Source organism: Streptomyces sp. NPDC002144 (assembly GCF_053593695.1).
Map to the genome: position 1 here is coordinate 85,946 of NZ_JBSFDB010000018.1, position 19,578 is coordinate 105,523.

21 protein-coding genes are annotated in these 19,578 nt (G+C 71.4%); 8 read left to right on the top strand and 13 right to left on the bottom strand.

Annotated features, from left to right (window positions below; genetic code table 11):
- Window positions 1-105: 105 nt before the first annotated feature.
- The 5 genes from ACWCQ1_RS26220 to ACWCQ1_RS26240 all read left to right on the top strand — a co-directional run bounded on the left by ACWCQ1_RS26220 (window position 106) and on the right by ACWCQ1_RS26240 (window position 5,589).
- A complete protein-coding gene (locus ACWCQ1_RS26220) occupies window positions 106-1,257 on the top strand; it encodes an ABC transporter substrate-binding protein (RefSeq protein ID WP_451027511.1) in 1,152 nt (383 codons plus the stop codon).
- Window positions 1,254-2,156 carry an ABC transporter permease gene (locus tag ACWCQ1_RS26225; RefSeq protein ID WP_358601161.1) on the top strand — a complete coding sequence of 301 codons (903 nt, stop codon included), beginning with the start codon at window positions 1,254-1,256 and terminating at the stop codon, window positions 2,154-2,156. The genes ACWCQ1_RS26220 and ACWCQ1_RS26225 overlap by 4 nt, the downstream gene beginning before the upstream one ends.
- Window positions 2,141-2,959: an ABC transporter permease gene (locus tag ACWCQ1_RS26230; RefSeq protein WP_208778625.1), complete on the top strand. Its 819-nt coding sequence runs from the start codon at window positions 2,141-2,143 to the stop codon at window positions 2,957-2,959. Before ACWCQ1_RS26225 ends, ACWCQ1_RS26230 begins: the two co-directional genes overlap by 16 nt.
- 3 nt (window positions 2,960-2,962) lie before the next feature.
- Window positions 2,963-4,039, top strand: coding sequence for an ABC transporter ATP-binding protein (locus ACWCQ1_RS26235; protein WP_451027512.1), 1,077 nt, complete (start codon window positions 2,963-2,965; stop codon window positions 4,037-4,039).
- Between the two features lie 83 nt (window positions 4,040-4,122).
- Window positions 4,123-5,589 (top strand): HAD-IA family hydrolase, encoded by a 1,467-nt coding sequence (locus ACWCQ1_RS26240; RefSeq protein ID WP_133043792.1) that lies wholly within the window; start codon window positions 4,123-4,125, stop codon window positions 5,587-5,589.
- 4 nt (window positions 5,590-5,593) lie between these two features.
- Here ACWCQ1_RS26240 and ACWCQ1_RS26245 read toward each other — a convergent pair whose 3' ends face one another.
- Together ACWCQ1_RS26245 and ACWCQ1_RS26250 are read right to left on the bottom strand one after the other, a co-directional pair.
- Entirely contained in the window at window positions 5,594-5,860 is a 267-nt protein-coding gene (locus tag ACWCQ1_RS26245; protein ID WP_133043791.1) for a hypothetical protein, read from the bottom strand.
- Between the two features lie 43 nt (window positions 5,861-5,903).
- Window positions 5,904-6,317, bottom strand: a complete 414-nt coding sequence (locus tag ACWCQ1_RS26250) for an SRPBCC family protein (protein ID WP_451027513.1) — start codon at window positions 6,315-6,317, stop codon at window positions 5,904-5,906.
- A gap of 287 nt (window positions 6,318-6,604) precedes the next feature.
- Here ACWCQ1_RS26250 and ACWCQ1_RS26255 point away from each other — a divergent pair, with 287 nt between their 5' ends.
- From ACWCQ1_RS26255 to ACWCQ1_RS26265, 3 genes are all read left to right on the top strand, one after another.
- Entirely contained in the window at window positions 6,605-6,979 is a 375-nt protein-coding gene (locus ACWCQ1_RS26255; RefSeq protein ID WP_133043789.1) for a roadblock/LC7 domain-containing protein, read from the top strand.
- Window positions 6,980-7,175: 196 nt separating this feature from the next.
- Window positions 7,176-7,595: an ArsR/SmtB family transcription factor gene (locus ACWCQ1_RS26260; protein WP_133043788.1), complete on the top strand. Its 420-nt coding sequence runs from the start codon at window positions 7,176-7,178 to the stop codon at window positions 7,593-7,595.
- A gap of 38 nt (window positions 7,596-7,633) precedes the next feature.
- On the top strand, window positions 7,634-8,098 hold the full coding sequence (locus ACWCQ1_RS26265; RefSeq protein WP_133043787.1) for a hypothetical protein: 465 nt from the start codon (window positions 7,634-7,636) through the stop codon (window positions 8,096-8,098).
- On the opposite strand, the gene ACWCQ1_RS26270 is transcribed toward ACWCQ1_RS26265, so the two are convergent.
- The 11 genes from ACWCQ1_RS26270 to ACWCQ1_RS26320 form a co-directional block, all read right to left on the bottom strand.
- A complete protein-coding gene (locus tag ACWCQ1_RS26270; RefSeq protein ID WP_358601149.1) occupies window positions 8,080-9,093 on the bottom strand; it encodes an MASE1 domain-containing protein in 1,014 nt (337 codons plus the stop codon). The genes ACWCQ1_RS26265 and ACWCQ1_RS26270 overlap by 19 nt on opposite strands.
- Before the next feature lie 39 nt (window positions 9,094-9,132).
- Window positions 9,133-9,963 carry a PP2C family protein-serine/threonine phosphatase gene (locus ACWCQ1_RS26275; RefSeq protein WP_451027514.1) on the bottom strand — a complete coding sequence of 277 codons (831 nt, stop codon included), beginning with the start codon at window positions 9,961-9,963 and terminating at the stop codon, window positions 9,133-9,135.
- Window positions 9,964-10,090: 127 nt separating this feature from the next.
- Window positions 10,091-11,731: a phosphoglucomutase (alpha-D-glucose-1,6-bisphosphate-dependent) gene (gene pgm, locus ACWCQ1_RS26280; RefSeq protein WP_133043785.1), complete on the bottom strand. Its 1,641-nt coding sequence runs from the start codon at window positions 11,729-11,731 to the stop codon at window positions 10,091-10,093.
- An 83-nt stretch (window positions 11,732-11,814) separates the two neighbouring features.
- Complete coding sequence (locus ACWCQ1_RS26285) at window positions 11,815-12,996, bottom strand: serine hydrolase domain-containing protein (protein WP_358601142.1); 1,182 nt, start codon at window positions 12,994-12,996, stop codon at window positions 11,815-11,817.
- A gap of 135 nt (window positions 12,997-13,131) precedes the next feature.
- Entirely contained in the window at window positions 13,132-14,727 is a 1,596-nt protein-coding gene (locus tag ACWCQ1_RS26290) for a sodium/solute symporter (protein ID WP_451027515.1), read from the bottom strand.
- A complete protein-coding gene (locus tag ACWCQ1_RS26295) occupies window positions 14,721-15,116 on the bottom strand; it encodes a DUF485 domain-containing protein (RefSeq protein ID WP_451027516.1) in 396 nt (131 codons plus the stop codon). The genes ACWCQ1_RS26290 and ACWCQ1_RS26295 overlap by 7 nt, the downstream gene beginning before the upstream one ends.
- 302 nt (window positions 15,117-15,418) lie before the next feature.
- The gene (locus ACWCQ1_RS26300; protein WP_358601136.1) at window positions 15,419-15,871 is read right to left on the bottom strand and encodes a flavodoxin family protein; all 453 of its coding nucleotides are present in this window, start codon (window positions 15,869-15,871) and stop codon (window positions 15,419-15,421) included.
- 97 nt (window positions 15,872-15,968) lie between these two features.
- Window positions 15,969-18,107, bottom strand: a complete 2,139-nt coding sequence (locus tag ACWCQ1_RS26305) for a DUF1996 domain-containing protein (protein WP_358601133.1) — start codon at window positions 18,105-18,107, stop codon at window positions 15,969-15,971.
- A gap of 129 nt (window positions 18,108-18,236) precedes the next feature.
- Window positions 18,237-18,467, bottom strand: coding sequence for a LamG-like jellyroll fold domain-containing protein (locus ACWCQ1_RS26310; protein ID WP_358601130.1), 231 nt, complete (start codon window positions 18,465-18,467; stop codon window positions 18,237-18,239).
- Window positions 18,468-18,473: 6 nt separating this feature from the next.
- Window positions 18,474-18,947 carry a hypothetical protein gene (locus ACWCQ1_RS26315; protein ID WP_451027517.1) on the bottom strand — a complete coding sequence of 158 codons (474 nt, stop codon included), beginning with the start codon at window positions 18,945-18,947 and terminating at the stop codon, window positions 18,474-18,476.
- A 316-nt stretch (window positions 18,948-19,263) separates the two neighbouring features.
- Window positions 19,264-19,557, bottom strand: coding sequence for a putative quinol monooxygenase (locus ACWCQ1_RS26320; RefSeq protein WP_451027518.1), 294 nt, complete (start codon window positions 19,555-19,557; stop codon window positions 19,264-19,266).
- Window positions 19,558-19,578 lie beyond the last annotated feature (21 nt).

The following is a 19,578-nucleotide window of genomic DNA, read 5'->3' on the forward strand; positions in this document are numbered from 1 at the left end:
TCGCCACTGTTTACCGACACGACACCGCAGGCAGCATTACTGGGGCCAACTTGTTCAGACAAGTTCTCCCTCTTGCGCGTCCCTGCTCCCCCTTCTGGAGTCACCGTGTCCCAGCCGAGAACAGCCGCCCTGGCCGGCTCCCTCGCCGTCGTAGCCGCGCTCGCCCTGAGTGCCTGCGGCGCCGCTCCCGACAACGCGTCGACGACCGCCGACGGCAAGAACGCCGCCACCGCCACCTCGGCCGCCGACTTCGGCGGCATGGACGCCCTGGTCAAGGCGGCCAAGAAGGAGGGCACGCTGCACGCCATCGCGCTGCCCCGCGACTGGGCCAACTACGGCGCCCTGATCGACGGCTTCACCAAGAAGTACGGCATCAAGATCCAGGTCGAGAACCCCGACGGCTCCAGCCAGGACGAGATCAACGCCGTCACCTCCCGCAAGGGCCAGGACCGGGCGCCCGACGTCCTCGACCTGGGCTCCTCCTTCGCCCTCAGCGCCGCCCAGCAGGGCCTGCTCGCGCCCTACAAGGTGACCTCGTACGCCGACATCCCGGCCGGCCAGAAGGACCCGCAGGCCCGCTGGTACAACGACTACGGCGGCTACATCTCGATCGGCTGCGACGCCAAGCGCGTCAAGGTCTGCCCCACCACGTTCGCCGATTTGCTCAAGCCCCAGTACAAGGGCCAGGTCGCCCTCAACGGCAACCCCACCAAGTCGGGTTCGGCCTTCGGCGGTGTGTACGCGGCCGCGCTCGCGAGCGGCGGCTCCTTCGACGACATCCAGCCCGGCCTGGACTTCTTCGCCAAGCTGAAGAAGAACGGCAACTACACGCCCGTGGAGTCCACTCCGGCGACCGTCGAGAAGGGCGAGACGCCGATCAGCATCGACTGGGACTACCTCAACGCCGGCTACGCCGACGAGTTCAAGTCCAAGGGCGTCGACTGGAAGGTGGCCATCCCCTCCGACGGCCAGTACGCGCAGTACTACTCCCAGGCCATCAACAAGGAGGCCCCGCACCCGGCGGCCGCCCGGCTGTGGCAGGAGTACCTCTACAGCGCCGAGGGCCAGAACCTGTGGCTCAAGGGCTATGCCCGGCCGGCCCTGATGACGGCGCTGGAGAAGGCCGGCACCCTCGACAAGGAGGCCGCCGCCAAGCTGCCGAAGGTCACCGGTACGCCGTCCTTCCCGTCCGAGGCCCAGCAGAGCAAGGCCAAGACGGTCATCGCGCAGGGCTGGGCGAAGGCCGTCTCCGGATGACGGCCACCCTCACGGGCGTGGACGTGGCGCCGCCGGTCACCTCGGTGAAGCGGCGGCGCCGGGTCCCCGGCTGGCTGGCCGTCGTCCCGCTGCTCGTGTTCACCGCGATCGCCTTCGGGCTGCCGGCGGTGGCCATGCTGAACGGCGCGTTCAGCATCAAGGACCAGGCCACGGGCGCCACTTCGTACGGCACCGGGAACCTGACGACCTCGCTGCACGGCGCCTACCTGACCGCGCTGCTCGGCAGCGTCAAGCTGTCCGCCGTCTCCGCCGGCCTCGGCACCCTGCTCGGGCTGCCGCTCGCGCAGGTGGTGGTCACCTCCCGCTTCCGCGCGCTGCGCGAGGCGGTGCTGACCGCGTCCGGGGTACTGGCGAACTTCGGTGGTGTCCCGCTGGCGTTCGCCTTCGTGGCAACCCTGGGCAACGCCGGTGTGCTGACCCGGCACCTGGGGCTGACCGAGAAGGGCTGGGACCTGTACAGCTTCTGGGGTCTGGTCATCGTCTACCTGTACTTCCTGATCCCGCTGATGGTGCTGACCATCACGCCCGCGCTGGAGGGCCTGCGCTCGCAGTGGCGGGAGGCGGCGCAGAACAACGGCGCCACGGCCGTGCAGTACTGGCATCACGTCGCCCTCCCGGTGCTGCTGCCGTCGCTGCTGGGCGGGCTGGTGCTGCTGTTCGGCAGCGCCTTCGCCGCGTACGCCACCGCCGCGGCCATGGTGGGCAGTTCGGTGCCGCTGGTGACCCTGCAGATCGCCGACGCCATCTCCGGCAACGTGCTGGTCGGCCAGGAGAACGTGGCGCTCGCCCTCAGCCTCGACATGGTCCTGGTCGCGGGTCTGGTCATGGCCGTGTACCTGCCCCTGCAACGACGGAGTGCGCGATGGCTCGACGCCTGAACGTGTGGCGGTGGGTCGTCCTGGGCCTTGCCGCGCTGTACTTCCTGGTCCCGCTCGCCGCGTCCGTGGTCTTCACGGTCGACGTGCCGGGGCAGGGCGTGACCTTCGACGCCTATTCGCAGATCGTCTCCACCGCCGGCTTCGGCTCCAGCCTGCTGCTCTCGCTGGAACTCGCGCTCGCCACCATCGCGATCGTCCTGCTGCTCATGGTGCCCGCGATGGTCGCGCTGCGCCTGGGCGCGCCCCGGCTGCGGCCGGTCGTGGAGGTGGTGTGCTCACTGCCGCTGGTCGTGCCGCCGATCGCGTTCGTCGCCGGGATCGCCACGGTGCTCAAGTGGGGCCCCGATCATCTGTCCCGCACCCCGCTGTTCGAGACGTTCGTGGCCATCCAGAACCCGACTTTCCCGTTCGTGCTGGTCCTGGCGTACGTGGTGATGGCGCTGCCGTTCGTGTACCGGGCGCTGGATTCCGGGCTGCGGGCCGTCGACGTGCGCACGCTGGTCGAGGCCGCCCGCAGCTGCGGGGCGGGCTGGCCGCAGGCGCTGGTGCGGGCGGTGCTGCCCAATCTGCGCGGGGCGCTGCTGAACGCGGCCTTCCTCACGCTCGCCCTGGTCCTGGGCGAGTTCACGGTCGCCCAGCTGCTGGGGTTCCAGCCGTTCGCCGTGTGGATCTACAGCGTCGGCGGATCGCAGGCCCAGCTGTCCGTCGCCGTGTCCGTGCTCAGTCTCCTGGTGACCTGGGCCCTGCTCCTCGCGCTCGCCGGTGTCGGCGGGCGCACCCGTACCGCTTCGTCCCGAGGGTGAACCATGACCGCCACCACGCTTGAGCAGACCACGGTCGGCAAGGCCGCCACCGTCGAATTCCAGGGGCTGCGCCGGGAGTTCGGGGCGACCGTCGCCCTGGACGGGCTCGATCTGACCGTGCGGCCCGGGGAGTTCCTGGCGCTGCTCGGCCCCTCCGGCTGCGGCAAGACGACCGCGCTGCGCATGCTCGCCGGGTTCGAACACCCCGACTCCGGCGCGGTGCTGGTCGACGGCGAGGACGTCACCCGGGTCCCGGCCCACCGCCGGGACGCCGGGATGGTCTTCCAGTCGTACAGCCTCTTCCCGCATCTGAACGCGCTCGACAACGTCGCCTTCGGGCTGCGGATGCGCAAGGTGCGCACGGCCGAACGGCGGTCACGGGCCGCCGAGTTGCTGGAGCTGGTCGGTCTCGCCGACAAGGGCGACCGGTTCCCGCACCAGCTCTCCGGCGGCCAGCAGCAGCGCATCGCGCTCGCCCGGGCCCTCGCCCTGCGTCCGCGTGTCCTGCTGCTCGACGAGCCGCTCTCGGCGCTGGACGCCAAGGTGCGGCTCACGCTGCGCGAGGAGATCCGCCGGCTGCAGCAGGAACTCGGCATCACCACCCTGTTCGTGACCCACGACCAGGAGGAGGCGCTGTCGATCGCCGACCGGGTCGCCGTGATGCGGGCCGGGCGGCTCGAACAGTGCGCCGAGCCCGGCGAGTTGTACGGACGGCCGGCCACCGCGTTCGTCGCCGAGTTCGTCGGCACGATGAGCCGGATCCCCGGGCGGCTGTCCGGGGAGAGCGTGGAGGTGCTCGGACTGCGGCTGCCCGCCGAGGGAACGCTGCCCGCCACGGCGGAGGTCGACGTCCTGGTACGGCCCGAGGCCGTGCACGTGACGGCCGACGAGGGCGGCGACGCCCAGGTGATCGCCACCGCGTTCCTCGGCGCGACCACCCGGCTCACCGTGCGCCTGTCCGACGGCACCGAGGTGAAGGGCGACCTGCCCACGCACGAGGCGACCGCCCTCGGCGCAGGAGCCGCCGTACGGGTCTCGCTGCCGCAACGCCCGGTGCTGGTCGCCGAACGAGCGGCCTGAGCCCCGACCCCCCATCGATCCCGGCGTCCCGGCCTCCTTGGACTCGGACGCCGGTACCCGTCCCCCCACCGAAAGATGAGACCGTGACCCAACCCCCGCTCCAGGCCGTCCTCTTCGACATGGACGGCACGCTCGTCGACACCGAGCGGCTGTGGTGGGAGGCGGTGCAGGACGTCGCCACGGGCCTCGGCCGCCCGCTGACCGAGGCCGACCAGCCGGAGGTGCTGGGCAGACCGGTCGAGCACACCGCCGCCTGGCTGGCCGCGCTCACCGGCGCGCCGGGGCTCGCCGGCCGGCTGCACCGCGAGTTCAGCGAGCGGGTGAGCACCGGCATCGTGCCCCGCCCCGGCGCGCTGGAACTCCTCGACGCCCTCGCCCGCGAGGGCGTACCGACCGCGTTGGTCACCGCCTCGCCGCGCGCGGTCACCGACAGCGTGCTGGCGGTGCTCGGCGCCGACCGCTTCCGGGTGTCCGTCACCGCCGACGACACCGCGCGCACCAAGCCCGACCCGGAGCCCTACCTGGCCGCCTGCCGCGCCCTCGGCGTCGACCCGGCCGGCTGTGTGGCGGTCGAGGACACGCCGACCGGTGTCCGATCCGCCGAGGCCGCCGGATGCGCCGTGCTGGCGGTACCGTCGCTCGCGCCCATCGAGACCGTGCCCGGGCGGACGGTCGTGGCCAGTCTGGAGGAGACGAGCGTGAGCCGGTTGCGCGGTCTGCTGGGAACGCGGCTGCGGGTGATGAGCTGGAACCTCTGGCACGGCGGTGCGCGGGTCGACGACCACCGGGCCAAGCAGCTCAAGGTCGTCCTGGACACCGAGGCCGATGTCGTGGGCCTGCAGGAGACGGCCGGTACGGCGGCCCGGGAACTCGCCGAGGCGCTGGGCTGGCACCACCATCAGGCGGGCGAGAACCTCGGCATCATCAGCCGCCACCCGATCACGGCCGGCCTCGGCGATCTCGACGTCGGCTTCTACGGGGCCACCGGCGCCCGCATCCGGGTCGACGGCACGCACGAGGTCGACGTGTGGACGGCGCATCTCCACTACACGCCGTACGGCCCCTACGAAGCCGCCTTCGACGGGCTCCCGGCGGCCGAGCTGATCGCCCACGAGGACGTGCGGCTCGCCCAGATGAGGGACGCGCTGCGGCAGATCGCCGAGGCCGCCGGGCCGACCACTCCCGTCGTCCTGACCGGCGACTTCAACTGCCCCTCCCACCTGGATCGGCCGCAGGTCGCCTGGCCGGTGACCCGGGCCGCAGAGGAGGCGGGACTGCGCGACTCCTACCGCGAGGCGCACCCCGACCCGGTACGCGCCCCCGGGCACACCTGGTCGCCGGTCCACGCCCGGCACGAGAACGATCCCGCGCGGGAGGAGCCGCAGGACCGGATCGACTACGTCCTGCACAACGGGCGCGGCCTCACGGTCACCGACTCCCGCACGGTCGTCACAGGGGTGCCGCGTGCCTGGCCCGACGTCGCCGGCAACGACTGGCCGTCGGACCACGCTGCGGTGCTGACGACGTTCACGGTGCACCGGGTGGAGTGACGGGTCAGGGGCTGTCGCCGTGCCAGTCGAAGCGGCGGGCGTCCTCGGGGCGCGGTACGTACAGGGCCCGGCCTCCGGTGCCGTACCGGCCTATCTCGGTGCGCAGGGGTATCCCCTCGCGCAGGTCGCCCTCGCTGCGGCCGGTGATGTCCAGCAGCAGGCCGTCCAGCGGGCCGCCGATGAGCTCGGCGTAGGTGCGGCCGGGGCGGGGTGCGGCGTCCTCGTGGTCGGCTCCGTAGACCCGGCCCCGCATGAACTCTGTCTCGTCCATGGCCTCAGCGTCGCATCCGGCACTGACAACGCGGGGCCGGGCGTCAGCCGGCGGCGTTGTCGACGCGCATCCGCACCTGTTCCTCGAGGCGCTCGAGGCTGGTGTCGAGGGCCTTCCGGACCGCCGCCTCGCCGGGGTCGTGGGTGTCGTCGGCGAAGGACAGGTGCACGGTCACCCGGCTGGTCCCGTTGTCGGTGCCGTCGACCTTCAGCCAGCCGGCGTAGCCGCTGTCGTCGCTCGTGCCCCATTCGAGCCGCATGTCGTCGGGGTGCGGCTGCAGGACGGCGGGCGTGTCCTGGTCGGCGTGTTCCTCGTGGACGGTGACGGCGGGCGGCCGCTCGGGCCGCACATGGATCGTGTTCGGCAGCCAGTCCTCCAGCTGGCCGACGTTCGCCGCCTGGTCGAAGACGTGCTCGGGCAGGGCCGGCATGGCGCGGGAACGCTCGTACTCGGTCATCGCTCATCACCTCCGGTTGGGTGGCGCACAGGCGACGCGTGCCCTTTTTGCGGTGGTTGAACCGACGATCAGGGGGGTGACCGCCCGGGCCGCGGGGCGGAGCGCCAACTTCTCTGCCGGTCGGCGCAGTTCCCGCCGCGGAAACGGACCACGGGCGCACCTGTTCGGTCATCATCCGTCAGTCCCGGAGACACCGGCCCGCCGGCACCGCGCCACGCCTACGGTCCGTGCATCGGACGGGACGGCGAACGCCGGTCCGCCGCAGCCGACAGACAAGGGGAGGCGCTATGGCGAGTGTGGAAGTGTCGCTGAAGGAGATGATGACCGCGGTCGAGGGGTCGGTGGGAGCCGCGGTCGTCGACTACACCAGCGGCATGGCCCTGGGCACCCTGGGCGGAGGCAAGGACCTGGACCTGACCATCGCCGCGGCCGGCAACACGGACGTGATCCGGGCCAAGGTGCGCACGATGGAGCAGCTGGGCCTCAAGAGCCGGATCGAGGACATCCTGATCACGCTGGAGAAGCAGTACCACCTGATCCGGCTGATCACCGGACGCACGGGGAACGGGCTGTTCCTGTACCTCGTGCTCGACAAGGAGCGTTCCAACCTGGCGATGGCCCGGCACCAGCTCAAGCGGGTCGAGGAACAGCTGGAGATCTAGACCGCGCCGAACTCCCGGGCCGTCGTGCGCCCATGATGTGAAGACTTCTTCAAGTCACCACATCAGCATGGTCCCAATTCGTGTCTGCACGCTGCCCGGGGGGACGAGGATCGGCGCGACAGAGAGTGTGCGGCGGCGCCCCGGGGTGCCGCCGCACCCCGGCACCCCCACCCGACCCGGCAGGGAGCGAGCACTCATGCAGGTCCCCCTCTACCAGGCCAAGGCGGACTTCTTCCGCATGCTCGGGCACCCCGTGCGGATCCGGGTCCTGGAACTGCTCCAGCACGGGCCCGTGCCGGTGCGGGACCTGCTCGCCGACATCGAGATCGAGCCGTCCAGCCTCTCCCAGCAGCTGGCCGTGCTGCGCCGCTCCGGCATCGTGGTGTCCATCCGGGAGGGCTCCACCGTCCGCTACGCGCTGGCCGGCGGTGACGTCGCCGACCTGCTGCGCGCCGCCCGCCGCATCCTCACCGAGCTGCTGGCCGGGCAGAACGAACTCCTCGCGGAGCTGCGGCAGGCCGACTCCGCTCCCCCGGCGCCACCGCCGGCGGCACACATCGGCGGGCAACTGGCTCGTTACTCCGCCGGAGTGGTGGAACCCGGCGGCCGGTCGTAGCGTCGGATGGAGTACTACTGCTGGCGCCGGGAGCCGACATGCGCCGACACGCACTCACCATCGCGGTCACCGTCTGTGCCGTCGCGTCCCTGGCCGCCGCGGCCGGGACGCCCTCGGCCGCCCGTACGACATCCGTGCCGGCCGTCCAGGCCACCCGGCACGTCAGGGCGCCGGTGCTCGTGGACTGTCTCTTCCATCCCAAGGTCCGGCCGGCCGACTTCGTGCTCGCCTGCGGCGACGGCAACAGCCGCCTGACGTCGCTGCGCTGGTTCCACTGGGGGACCGCGTCGGCGCGGGCCGTGGGCGTGAACTGGGTCAACGACTGCAAGCCGTACTGCGCGGCGGGCCGCTTCCACGCCTACCCCGTGGTCGTACGGCTGGATCATCCGCGGCCCTGGAAGAAGCGGCCGCAGCTGTCGCACTACGGCCGGATGACCCTGCAGTACACCAACGGCCGCCCGGAGGGATTCGCACGGACGGTGTCCTACCCGCTGTGGGACTGATCCCGCCGGTCCTGAGCGTCCCGCGCAGCCCGCAGCTGGGGCGACTCCCCCGCGGCCAGGTGTTCGAGCACCTCGACCAGCTCCTGGCAGGCCTGTTGCACCGAGCGTCTGGTGTTGAGCTGCTCCGTGATCACCGCTGACAGCAGCAGCGCCGTCAGTGCCATCGCGCCGTTGAAGGCCTGAAGCTTGATCATGATCTCGACGCGGGACAGCCGTGCGAACGGGCCGGTCTCCTCGGTCGCCGCGACCGTGGCCAGGACGGAGGCGGCCAGCGCGCACAGCATGCTGCCGGCGAGCTGGAAGCGCAGGGCCGCCCAGATCAGCAGCGGACAGACGAGGAAGAGCAGGCTGTCGGAGCTGCGGGTGGCGAAGGGCAGGAGGGCGCAGGCGACCACGGTCAGGGCGACGGCCTCCTTCCAGCGGGGCCGGTGCGGCGGCCAGTGCGCGCGGGGCAGCAGAAGCAGGACGGGGGTCACGATCAGCACCCCCATCGCGTCACCGACCCACCACGCCGACCAGACGAGCCAGAAACTGTGCGCGGCGAGCTTCCCGGTGAACACGAGGCAGCCGGCGCCCGCGGTCGCGCTGATCAGCATGGACGCCAGCGCGCCCAGGAACACCAGCGCCACGCCGTCCCGCAGCCGGGCGAGGTCGGTGCGGAAACCCACCCTGCACAGCAGGTAGTAGGCGCAGACGGGGGCGGCGGTGTTGCCCACCAGGGTGCCGATCACATCGGGCTGGACGGAGGTGATGGACATGACGACGAGGAGGGCACCCAGCACGATGCCGGGCCAGGCGCTCAGGCCGAACAGCAGCAGACAGGCCAGCGCCACCCCGGTGGGCGGCCAGATGGGGGTGACCACGGCGCCCTCGACGACGAGCTGGCGCAGCAGGCCCAGCCGCCCCGCTCCCACGTAGGCGGCGGCGACGCCCGCCGTCAGGAAGGCGAGGTCGAGCGGACGGCGCAGGCCCTGGTTACCCAGCACAGATGCCATCAGACACCGTCACCGCCCGCTCGGCGAGGCGAGCCGGTCCTACGTCGCCGCGGCCCGGCCGTCGTGGGTGACGACCAGGACGGCCGCGTCGTCCTCGTGTCCGACGCGTTCGGCCACCTTCATCACGGCGGCGGCCAGCGAGTCGGCCGCCATGCCTGCCACGGCGGCGATGCCGGCGAGCCGGGCGACCTGGTCGAGTCCCTCGTCGACGCTCAGCGAGGGGCCCTCCACGACGCCGTCGGTGACCAGGACGAACACTCCGCCGGGGGTGATCCGGTGCCGGGTGACGGGATAGCGGACGCCGTCCAGGATGCCGAGCGGCGGGCCGCCCTCGTCCTCGGCGAAGCCGGACTTTCCGTCGGCGGTGGCCCAGATGTGCGGGACGTGTCCGGCCCGGGCGCTCTCCAGGACGCCGGTGGCCGGGTCGAGCCGTATGAAGGTGCAGGTGGCGAAGAGGTCGGTGCCCAGGGACAGGAGCAGGTCGTTGGTGCGGGCCAGCAGTTCCCCGGGCTCGCTCGCCACGGAGGCGAGGGCCCGCAGGGTGACCCGGACCTGGCCCATGAACGCGGCCGCCTCGATGTTGTGGCCCTGGACGTCGCCGATGGACAGTCCGATGCGGCCGTCGGGCATGGTGAAGGCGTCGTACCAGTCGCCGCCGACGTTGAGGCCGTGGTAGGCGGGGGCGTAGCGGACGGCCAGGCGGAGGTGGTGCGCGGAGGGCAGGTCCCTGGGCAGCATGCCGCGCTGCAGGGCGACGGCCAGCTCGACCCGGGAGCGCTGCAGCTCGGCGAGCTCGCGCGCCTGGGCGGTCAGCGACCCGAGACGGGCGAGCAGTTCGTCGCCGTCCTCCGTAGGGCGCATGAGGGACATTGATCACTCCGCGGGGCCGTGGGCCGTGACCCCTTCAGGGCAAAACCCCCGATTTCTGGTTTAAGAGGATGATAACGACAGAGTCAGGGCGAAGCGGATTTCCGCCCTGACTCTGCCACCACGGTGGTCAGCCGCCCAGGGCGGTCATCACGACGTCCTTCGCCTCCTCCTGCACCTGGCGCAGGTGGTCGGGACCGTGGAAGGACTCGGCGTAGATCTTGTACACGTCCTCGGTGCCCGAGGGGCGGGCCGCGAACCAGGCGTTCTCGGTGCTGACCTTGATACCGCCGATCGCGGCGCCGTTGCCCGGTGCCTCGGTGAGCACCCCGGTGACCGGCTCGCCGGCCAGGGTGTCGGCGGTGACCTGCGCCGGTGAGAGCTTGGCCAGCAGCGCCTTCTCCTCACGGGTCGCGGGGGCGTCGATGCGGGCGTAGGCGGGGGTGCCGAAGCGCTCGGTCAGGGCCGCGTAGTGCTCCGAGGGCGTCCTGCCGGTGACGGCGGTGATCTCCGAGGCGAGCAGCGCCAGGATGATGCCGTCCTTGTCGGTGGTCCACACCGAGCCGTCCCGGCGCAGGAAGGAGGCGCCCGCCGACTCCTCGCCGCCGAAGCCGATCGAGCCGTCGACGAGCCCGTCCACGAACCACTTGAACCCGACCGGCACCTCGACCAGCCGGCGCCCGAGGTCCGCGGCGACCCGGTCGATCATGGTCGACGACACCAGGGTCTTGCCGATACCGGTGTCGGCGGGCCACTGGTCGCGGTGGCCGTAGAGGTAGGCGATGGCGGCGGCCAGGTAGTGGTTGGGGTTCATCAGACCGGCGTCCGGGGTGACGATGCCGTGCCGGTCGGAGTCGGCGTCATTGCCCGTGGCGATGGTGAAACGGTCCCGCTGTTCGATCAGCGAGGCCATCGCGTACGGCGAGGAGCAGTCCATCCGGATCTTGCCGTCCCAGTCCAGCGTCATGAACCGCCAGGTGGGATCGGTGAGCGGGTTGACCACGGTCAGGTCGAGCCGGTGCTGCTCGGCGATCCGGCCCCAGTAGGCCACCGAGGCCCCGCCCAGCGGGTCGGCGCCGATACGGACGCCGGCCGAGCGGATGGCGTCGAGGTCCAGCACATGGGGCAGGTCGGCGACGTACGCGCCGAGGTAGTCGTGGCGGCGGGTGGTCTCGGCGGCGAGCGCCCGGGCGTAGGTGACGCGCTGTACGTCCTTCAGACCGCCGGCGATGATCTCGTTGGCCCGGTCCTGGATCCAGGAGGTGGCCTCGGAGCCGGCCGGCCCTCCGCTCGGCGGGTTGTACTTGAAGCCTCCGTCGGCGGGCGGGTTGTGGGAGGGGGTGACCACGACGCCGTCGGCCAGGCCGGAGGCGCGGCCGCGGTTGTGGGTGAGGATGGCGTGCGAGACCGCCGGGGTGGGCGTGTAGCCGTCGGCGCTGTCGATGAGCACCGTCACGCCGTTGGCCGCGAACACCTCGAGCGCGGTGACCTGCGCCGGCTCGGACAGGGCATGGCTGTCCGCCCCGAGGAAGAGGGGCCCGTCGGTGCCCTGCCGGGTCCGGTACTCGCAGATCGCCTGGCTGGTGGCGGCGATGTGGTCGTCGTTGAACGCGGTCGCCAGGGACGACCCGCGGTGCCCCGAGGTACCGAACGCCACCCGCTGCCCCGGGTCCGCGGGGTCCGGGTGCAGCGCGTAGTACGCGGTGACCAGCCGGGCGACGTCGACGAGGTCCTCGGGGCCCGCCTGCTGACCCGCTCGCTCGTGCTGCATGTGCCCGCTCCTCCACATCCGTTGACCAAAACGCCTGCCGCCCCCCATCTTCCCTCGTCAAGGGGGCGGCAAGCGAGAGCGGGTCAGTGTCCGGGCCGCCCCAGCAGCGCGCACACGAAGTTCTCCTGGACGGCACGCAGGCGTTGCAGCAGCTGCGGGTTGGTGGACCGGGTGATCTGGGAGGTGACGGAGAAGGTCAGCGACCGGCGGCCGTCGGGGGTGGCGGCGGCCAGCTGGGTGTAGCCGGCGGTGTTTCCGGTGTGCCCCAGCACGACACCGCACCGGGTCTCGTAGCGGAACAGGGCCAGCCCGGCGGAGTTGCGGCCGGGACCCGCGGGCTCGGACGCCCCGGGGATCCAGCGCCGTTGCCGGCGTACGACGTCGGGGCCGAAGAGGGCGCCGCCCACGTAGCCGCGGATGAAGCGGGTCAGATCGGCGGGCGTGGAGACGATGCCTCCCGAGGCCCATGAGGCGGAGGCGCTGAAGAGCTCGCTGACGTCCTCCGGGGGCGCGGGCGGGGCGACGGCGTAGCCGTGCAGATAGGGCCGGGGCATGCGGTAGCCCTGGGGCAGGCTGGTGTCGCGCAGGTGCAGCGGCCGGTAGACGAGCTCGCGCAGCAGTTGCTCGTACGGCGTCCCGGTGACCGCCTCCGCCATCAGGGCGACGGCGATGTTGTCGGAGTTGGAGTAGTGGTACCGGCTGCCGGGGCGGAACAGGAGCGGCTCGTCGGCCACGAAGTCGAGCAGGTGGTGGGGATCGAAGATGTGGTGCGGGTCGGCCGTGATGATCTGCCGGAACTCCGGGTCGGCCGAGTAGTCGGGCAACCCGCTGGTGTGGTTGAGGAGTTGACGCAGGGTCACCTGGTACCAGGCTTTGGGAAGCCGGGGCAGTCTGCGGCCGATGGTGTCGTCCAGGCGGAGCGCGTGCCGGTCGACGAGGCTGAGGGCGACCGCGCCGCTGAACGCCTTCGCCACGCTGGCGATGCGCATGTGGTCGTTGATCTGCGGCTTGCGGCCGGTGGCGAGGTCGGCGACGCCGGCTGTGACGACACGCCGGTGACCGTCCTGCTGCAGGACCGCGACGGCACCGGGCGGGCCGCCCGGGGTGTCCACCAGGGCCTGGAGCTGCCGGCGCAGGTCGGTGTCGCCTGGTCCGGGGGTGGCGGCGGTGCTCGCGGTGGCCGGGGTCAGTGCGGCCAGGCAGAGCGCGGCGACGCAGGCCGCACGCAGTCGGAGTCGGCGGGTGCGGGGCTGGGATGAAGACATGGGGGGCTCCGGGGGTCGGTCGACAGGCTCACCTTTCCCCCCTTCTCCCACCTCGGCGACCCGAGCGCCCCGGGCTGCTGCATACGGCGCAACCGAGCAGCCCGGCGGCGTCCCCCCGCCGGGCCGTCGCGGCCGTCAGGACTGATCGGCTCCGACGAGGGTGCGCACCTCGAACTCGTCGTACGCCTCGGTCTCCTGGCGTCCGCCCAGGAGTGAGCCGAGCCAGCCGAGGAGGAAGCCGACCGGGATGGAGACGATGCCGGGGTTCTGCAGCGGGAACCAGGCGAAATCGGCGTGCGGGTAGAGGGAGGCCGGGGTGGAGGAGACCACGGGCGAGAAGACGACCAGCAGGACGGAGCAGAGCAGGCCGCCGTAGATGCTGAGCTGGGCGCCGGTGGCGGTGAGGCGCCGCCAGAACAGGGTGTAGACGAGGGTGGGCAGGATGGCGGAGGCGGCGATGGCGAAGGCGAGGAAGGCCAGGGTGGCGGTGTTCGCGCCCCAGGACACCAGGGCCAGGAGCATGCCGAGGACGCTGATGACGACGGCTGCGAGGCGGGCCACCAGGAGTTCCTCGGTCTCCTTGGCCCTGCCCTTGCGGACGACCTCGCCGTAGAGGTCGTGGGCGAGGGAGGAGGCGGCGGCGAGGGTGAGTCCGGAGGCGACGGCCAGCAGGGTGACGAAGGCCAGGCAGGACAGCAGGGCGGTGAGCACACCGCCGCCGAGGGCGTGCGCGAGCAGCAGCACGGCGGCGTCCCCCTTGCGGTCCGTGCCCGCGATGGTCTCCCGGCCGACCACGGCCGTGGCGCCCAGGCCGAGGACGCCCGCGAGCAGGCAGACCAGGCCCACGAGGCCGATGGCCCAGACGACGGAGGAGCGCAGCACCTTGGCGCTGCGCGGGGCGAGCAGTCGCATCATGACGTGCGGGAGGGCGGCGAGGCCCAGCACGATGGCGAGTTCGAGGCTGAAGAAGTCGAGTTTGCTGGTGGTGCTCCCGCCGTAGCGCAGTCCGGGCTCCAGGAAACGGGTGCCCAGGCCGCTGTGGTCGGCGGCGGCGCCGAGCAGGGCGTCGACGTTCCAGTCGTAGTGGTGGAGCACCATCACCGCGGTGACCGTGACGCCGGAGATGACCATGACGGCCTTGACGACCTGGATGAACGTGGCGCCGGGCATGCCGCCGATCGCGGCGTAGACGATGACGACGGTGCCGATCACCACGACGCACAGGGTGCGGGTGAGGGCGCTGGGTTCGCCGGTGAACTGGGTCAGCAGGGCGACGCTGCCGACGAGTTGGGCGACCAGGTAGAGGGTGGTGACGGCCAGGGTGCAGATCGCGAGGGCGAGGCGGACCGGTCGCCGGCCGTGCGGCAGCCGCAGGGCGAGGGTGTCGCCGAGGGTGAACCTGCCCGCGTTGTGCAGGGGTTCGGCGATCAGCAGCAGGACCGTCATCCAGGCGACCGCGGTGCCGCCGAGGTAGAGGAGTCCGTCATAGCCGTTGAGGGCGACCAGGCCGGTGCTGCCGAGGAGGGTGGCGGCCGATATGTAGTCGCCGCACATCGCCAGTCCGTTGCGCAGCAGGCTCATGGTGCGGTTGCCGAGGTAGAACTCGCCGATCTCGTCGCGCTGCGGGGCGGTCAGCAGCGCGGTGAACAGGGTCACGACGACGACGGCCAGGAAGAGCAGGAAGGTCAGCTGCAGACTGAACCGGTCGCCCACGCCCGCGGCGGTCACCATGTGCGCTGTCCCTGCGTGCGGTGGGCGGTCGTGGGGCCGGTGGGCCGCTGCCGGTTCTCGCCCGGCGGCCGGCGCAACCGGTAGCCCAGGCCGCGCACGACCGGGTCGACGTGTGTGCGCATGTGCACGACGTGGCGGCGGGCGACGACGGCCATCAGGACGAACTGTCCGAGCCCGAGGGCCAGCCCCAGCGTCAGATAGCCGGCCACGGAGCTGTTCATGAGGCCGGGCGTGAAGGACGACAGCAGGACGTACAGCAGGAAGCCCCCGACGGCGACCAGAGTAAGTCGCAGTCCGGTTCGTCGGCGGACGCGGCGCAGTGCCTGGAATTCAGGATCGCCGGACAGTGTCTGCGGCTGCTCGAATTCTTCATGGTTTCTCGACACCATGGGCATGACGAAATGGCCCTCCGCGCGCACTTGTGGGGGCTTGGTGAATCTGGAATTCCCGCGTTCCGGATTCGACCAGCTGGTCAGGGAGTCGGTGAGACCGGAAGCGGAGTATTGCAGCGCGGCGTTTGAATCATCAACGGGACCGGCGGAAGATTTTCGGGAACTGGCTCATTCGCAGGCCCGAGCAGAGCGGGCCGGTGACGTACAGCCTGCGAAAAGCACGGATCTCAGCAATAGTCCATACCTTTTCTCCGGCCAGGCTGTCTCAAATTCGGCGCACAGGAATAAGGAGGAAGTGATCATTCCAATAGTCCTGCGGCAAGCGTCGCGCCCAGTTCCCAGCACGCCTCGACGTCCGCCTTGCGGGGCTCACCGGTGACCGTGACGGGCCGCGCGGTACGGCGCCAGCCGAGTCCGGTGGTGATCGCGTCGATACCGCGCACCGCGCCGGTGACGTCGCTGCCGCCGTGCACGTAGTAGCCGAAGGGGCGGCCCTGGGTTGCGTCCAGGCACGGGTAGTAGATCTGGTCGAAGAAGTGCTTGAGGGCCCCCGCCATGTACCCGATGTTGGCCGGGGTGCCCAGCAGATACGCGTCGGCCGCGAGCACGTCGGACGCCGAGGCCGACAGGGCCGGGCGGCGGACCACCTCGACACCCTCGATCTCCGGCGCGGTGGCACCGGAGACGACGGCTTCCAGCAGCGTCTGGCAGTTGGGCGAGGGCGTGTGATGCACGATCAGCAAGGTGGGCACACCGGCACCCTGCCGTCGCCTGCCCGCCTCGCGCAAGGCGACGCCGCGAAGGGCCGGGGCGCACGGAGCCCATGGCCGGTCCGTGCGCCCCGCGAGGTCAGCGCAGGAAGGTGCGCTTGGAGCGGGCCAGCAGGATCAGGCCGCCGATCAGCAGCACGGTGCCGGCCGCGGCGGGCCACAGCGAAGTGCCGGTCGCGGCGAGGTTCCCGCCCTGGACGGCCTGGGGCTCGGTCTGGTTCGCGGCGATCGGGGCGTTGCCGCCGGTGGCCTGGGACTGGGCGGAGCCGTCACCGGCGTTGCCGCCGCCGTTGGCCGGGGCGGCCGCCGCGCTGCGGGAGGGCGAGGGCTTCGCGTAGACCTTGGGCTCCGACGTGCTGGAGATGGTCGGCTGATCGTCGTTCGCCGGCTGGGTCTGCGGTGCGGTGGTCGCGGGCTGCGTCTGCTGCTCGCCCGATCCGGAGCCGGCGTTGCCGTTGTCGCCGGAGCCGGAGCCCTGGTTGCCGTTGTTCCCGGAGCCGGACGCGCCGCCCTGGTCGCCCTTGCCGCCGGAGCCGCCCTGGTCTCCCTTGTCGCCGCCGTTGCCCTGGTCGCCCCCGGCGGGCGGGGTGGTGACGGTCTGCGTCGGCTCGGCCGTCGGGTCCTGGCTCTGCTGCCCGCCGGGCTGGTCCGTGGGCTGCTCGCTCGGCTGCTGGGTCGCTCCCCCGTCGCCGCCCGGGTCCTCACCGGTGCCGGCGCCGCACTGACGGCCGCCGTTGATGCAGGACACCATCTCCTTCATCAGGTTCTCGTCGAAGACGTTGATGAAGTCGCCGTGGTCCGTGACCGGCTTGTGCAGCTGCTCCGGGAAGGAGTCCACCGCGAACAGCGGTGTCGTACGGCCGCCGTCCTGGAGGCTGGGCGCCTTGACGTCGTAGACGATCCGCTGCACCAGCTGGGGTATCGCCTTGAACCCGTTGGCGCAGTTGCCGGAGGCGTCGGCGAAGGCCACGTGGGTGCGGTGGTTGGCGCTGTCGATGTTGCGGCCGTCCCAGCAGCTCTGGAAGCGGAAGGTGCGCACCACGTCGCTGCCCTGCGGGCACAGCGGGTACTTGTCCTTGAGCTGCCGGTCCTCGAAGCCGGTGCAGCTCCAGGAGGCGTTGGCGTTGGCCGGACCGTTGACGAAGGCCTTCGCGTCACCGGTGATGATGCGCAGCAGCCGCGGCATTTCCGTGACCTGGCTGCGCGGGCTGCCGATGAACGTCATCGTGACCTGCTTGGGCGTGACGATCTGGCCGGCGTTGCCCTCGATGCCGCCACCGGGCGAACCCGCGTCCTTCTCCTGCGTTCCGTTCTGCAGACGCAGCACCGGCCAGTAGTACGTGGACTTGTCGCCCTGGTTCTCGCAGCTGGTGTCGGCCTTCGCGAGGTCGTCGTCACTGGCGAAGGCGTTGTTGGACTGGTTGCCGATGTAGTCGTGGAAGTGGTGGGCACCGTTGGTGACACCCGGGGCGACGATCACGTTGTCCGAGTTGCGCAGCCCGCCCGCGTTGACACCGCAACTGGTGGTGAAGGTGCCCTTGGAGACGAAGGAGTTCAGATCAGGCGCCGCGTTGGGCTGGACGGTGTTGATGTCCTGGTAGTCCGCGGCGACCGGCCCGTTGCCGGCCTGACCTCCGTTGCCCGACTGCTGGTTGCCCTGACCCTGACCTTGGCCCTGGCCCTGACCCTGGTCCTGTCCCTGGTTCTGGCCGTTCTGCGGGCTGCTGCTCGCGTCCTGCCCGCCGTTCTGCTGGTTCCAGGTGCGCAGGGAGCAGCCGGCGAGGTCGTCGAGACCGGAGGGGCGGTCACCGGCGTTGTCGATGGCGTCGGTGATCCGACCGATGGTCTCGGTCCGCTTCTCCTTCAGCGGGTTCATCACGGTGCCGTCCGTGAACCCGCTGTCCTGCCGCTGTTCCGGGGTCGCCGCCTGCAGCCGCTGGTAGGCCTCCGCGATCTGCTGGTCCAGCTGGGCGAGTTGCTGGTCGACCTCGGGCCGCGCCTGGTCGGGGACCTGCGTCAGCTTGCTGCCGACGTCCGGACAGTCGATCGTGCCGGACATGGCGCTGCGCGTGGTGGCCTGTTCCCCGTCCGAACCGCCCTCGGTGGCGGAGGCGTAGACGTTGGCCGCGACGAGCCCGCCGCCGCCCAGGATCAGCGCGAAGGCCGCGAAGGTGGCGCGGCGTGGGCCTGTCGGGCGTCTGCGTGTGCTGCGTCCCACGAGAGTTCTCCTACGTCATGGCGGTCGGGCATGGAAATCCCTCGCCCCATACGGACCGTGGGGCCCGTCCGTTCAATCGCCCCTCGGATTCATAGAAGATTCTCAGTGAAGATCTCTCGCCCCTCTTGCTCAGGCCCGCGCCGGCGCCGTGACCTCCTCAGCCGTCAGAACCCTGCCGTACACGCGGAAGTCGTCGACGGAGGCCTTCAGATGCGGGTCGGCGTACCGGGACCTGCCCACGCAGACGGCCCGGCTGTGGTTGCCGAAGCACCGCGGCCCGACGGTGACCCGGGAGTTGCGTCCGGCCTCCGCCGCGTCGACGCAGAGCAGGGCCGTACCTCCGCCGTAGGTGACGCCCACGTGCACTCAGCGGCCGGTCGTCAGCGGATCGGCGTCGATGCGCCGTTCGGTTCCGCCGCCGCCCGCGGTGATCGCGTACCGGAGGGTCCCGGCGTCGCGGCGCGGGGTGAGGAATTCGGTGCCGTCCAGCGCGACCGCGCCGCCGGTGTGTCCTGCGGTCCAGGCGGCCTTGCCGGCGAGGCGGACAGTCTTGCCGCTGCCGATGGCGGCGGCGGTCGTGCCGGTGGTCTCGCCGAAGCGGCACCAGGCGGCGAACTCCGGTGGCGAACACGGGGGTTGGTCGGTGAGGCAGTAGACGTCATGGTGCCGGTGGTGGACCCGGGCGATGGGCAGCGGGGTGACGCTCTCACCGTCGGCGTCCGCGGTGCACCGCTGTGGATCAATGGACGTCTGACTGACGATCGCGGTGTCCAGCCGGGGCGTCCACGGGTTGCTCCGGCCGTCGTAAGCTCCAGCCAGGACGACGGGTCTGTGCAGCACGGCCTTGACGTCCGGGTCGTCGCGGTCGCGTCCACCCTGGTGCGCAGGGGCAGCATGATCTCGACGCGGTCGCCGGTGCGCCAGACGCACTCCAGGGCGAGCCGGCTTGCCTGCTGTACAACCCGGACCGCGGCTGTGACAGCGGGCGGTGGCGAGAGCGGCGTTGATCCGGCGTGCTCGGCGTTCGCGGACGTGGAGCCGGCGAGCACACCAGCCGGGCCGGCACGACACGCGGCGGGGCGCGACCGTGAGTCGGTGCGCCCCGCAAGGTCGTTGCCGCCGACGGCGGCGTCTCAGCCCCCGGATCCGGTCGGAGTCAGCCGAGGGGGTCGAGGAAGGTCAGTACGGACGCGTCCTCCTCGATCAGCGGGGCCAGGGCGGTGTTGAACGGGGCGCCGTACGGAGCCTTGAGGTGTGCCTGGAAGGCGTCCTCGTCCTGGTACACCTCGAAGATCCAGAAGGCGCGCGGGTCGGATGCCTTGGTGTAGGCCTCGAAGGCGAGGTTGCCGTCCTCCTGACGCACCTTCCGGGTGTACTCCCGCAGCAGGCCGGCGACCTCGTCCTCGGCCCCCTCGCGGGCGGTGAACTCGGCGAACAGGGTCTTTTTCACGATGGCGTGTCCTTGCGTGGT

What these genes read in the sequence shown, in the direction of transcription:
- ACWCQ1_RS26255 (WP_133043789.1), top strand. Translation starts at nt 6,605, where the DNA reads ATGGCGAGTGTGGAAGTGTCGCTGAAGGAGATGATGACCGCGGTCGAG.
- ACWCQ1_RS26285 (WP_358601142.1), bottom strand. Translation starts at nt 12,996, where the DNA reads ATGTCTTCATCCCAGCCCCGCACCCGCCGACTCCGACTGCGTGCGGCC.
- ACWCQ1_RS26270 (WP_358601149.1), bottom strand. Translation starts at nt 9,093, where the DNA reads ATGGCATCTGTGCTGGGTAACCAGGGCCTGCGCCGTCCGCTCGACCTC.
- ACWCQ1_RS26225 (WP_358601161.1), top strand. Translation starts at nt 1,254, where the DNA reads ATGACGGCCACCCTCACGGGCGTGGACGTGGCGCCGCCGGTCACCTCG.
- ACWCQ1_RS26230 (WP_208778625.1), top strand. Translation starts at nt 2,141, where the DNA reads ATGGCTCGACGCCTGAACGTGTGGCGGTGGGTCGTCCTGGGCCTTGCC.
- pgm (WP_133043785.1), bottom strand. Translation starts at nt 11,731, where the DNA reads ATGCAGCACGAGCGAGCGGGTCAGCAGGCGGGCCCCGAGGACCTCGTC.
- ACWCQ1_RS26275 (WP_451027514.1), bottom strand. Translation starts at nt 9,963, where the DNA reads ATGTCCCTCATGCGCCCTACGGAGGACGGCGACGAACTGCTCGCCCGT.
- ACWCQ1_RS26290 (WP_451027515.1), bottom strand. Translation starts at nt 14,727, where the DNA reads ATGGTGACCGCCGCGGGCGTGGGCGACCGGTTCAGTCTGCAGCTGACC.
- ACWCQ1_RS26260 (WP_133043788.1), top strand. Translation starts at nt 7,176, where the DNA reads ATGCAGGTCCCCCTCTACCAGGCCAAGGCGGACTTCTTCCGCATGCTC.
- ACWCQ1_RS26250 (WP_451027513.1), bottom strand. Translation starts at nt 6,317, where the DNA reads ATGACCGAGTACGAGCGTTCCCGCGCCATGCCGGCCCTGCCCGAGCAC.
- ACWCQ1_RS26235 (WP_451027512.1), top strand. Translation starts at nt 2,963, where the DNA reads ATGACCGCCACCACGCTTGAGCAGACCACGGTCGGCAAGGCCGCCACC.
- ACWCQ1_RS26265 (WP_133043787.1), top strand. Translation starts at nt 7,634, where the DNA reads ATGCGCCGACACGCACTCACCATCGCGGTCACCGTCTGTGCCGTCGCG.
- ACWCQ1_RS26245 (WP_133043791.1), bottom strand. Translation starts at nt 5,860, where the DNA reads ATGGACGAGACAGAGTTCATGCGGGGCCGGGTCTACGGAGCCGACCAC.
- ACWCQ1_RS26295 (WP_451027516.1), bottom strand. Translation starts at nt 15,116, where the DNA reads ATGGTGTCGAGAAACCATGAAGAATTCGAGCAGCCGCAGACACTGTCC.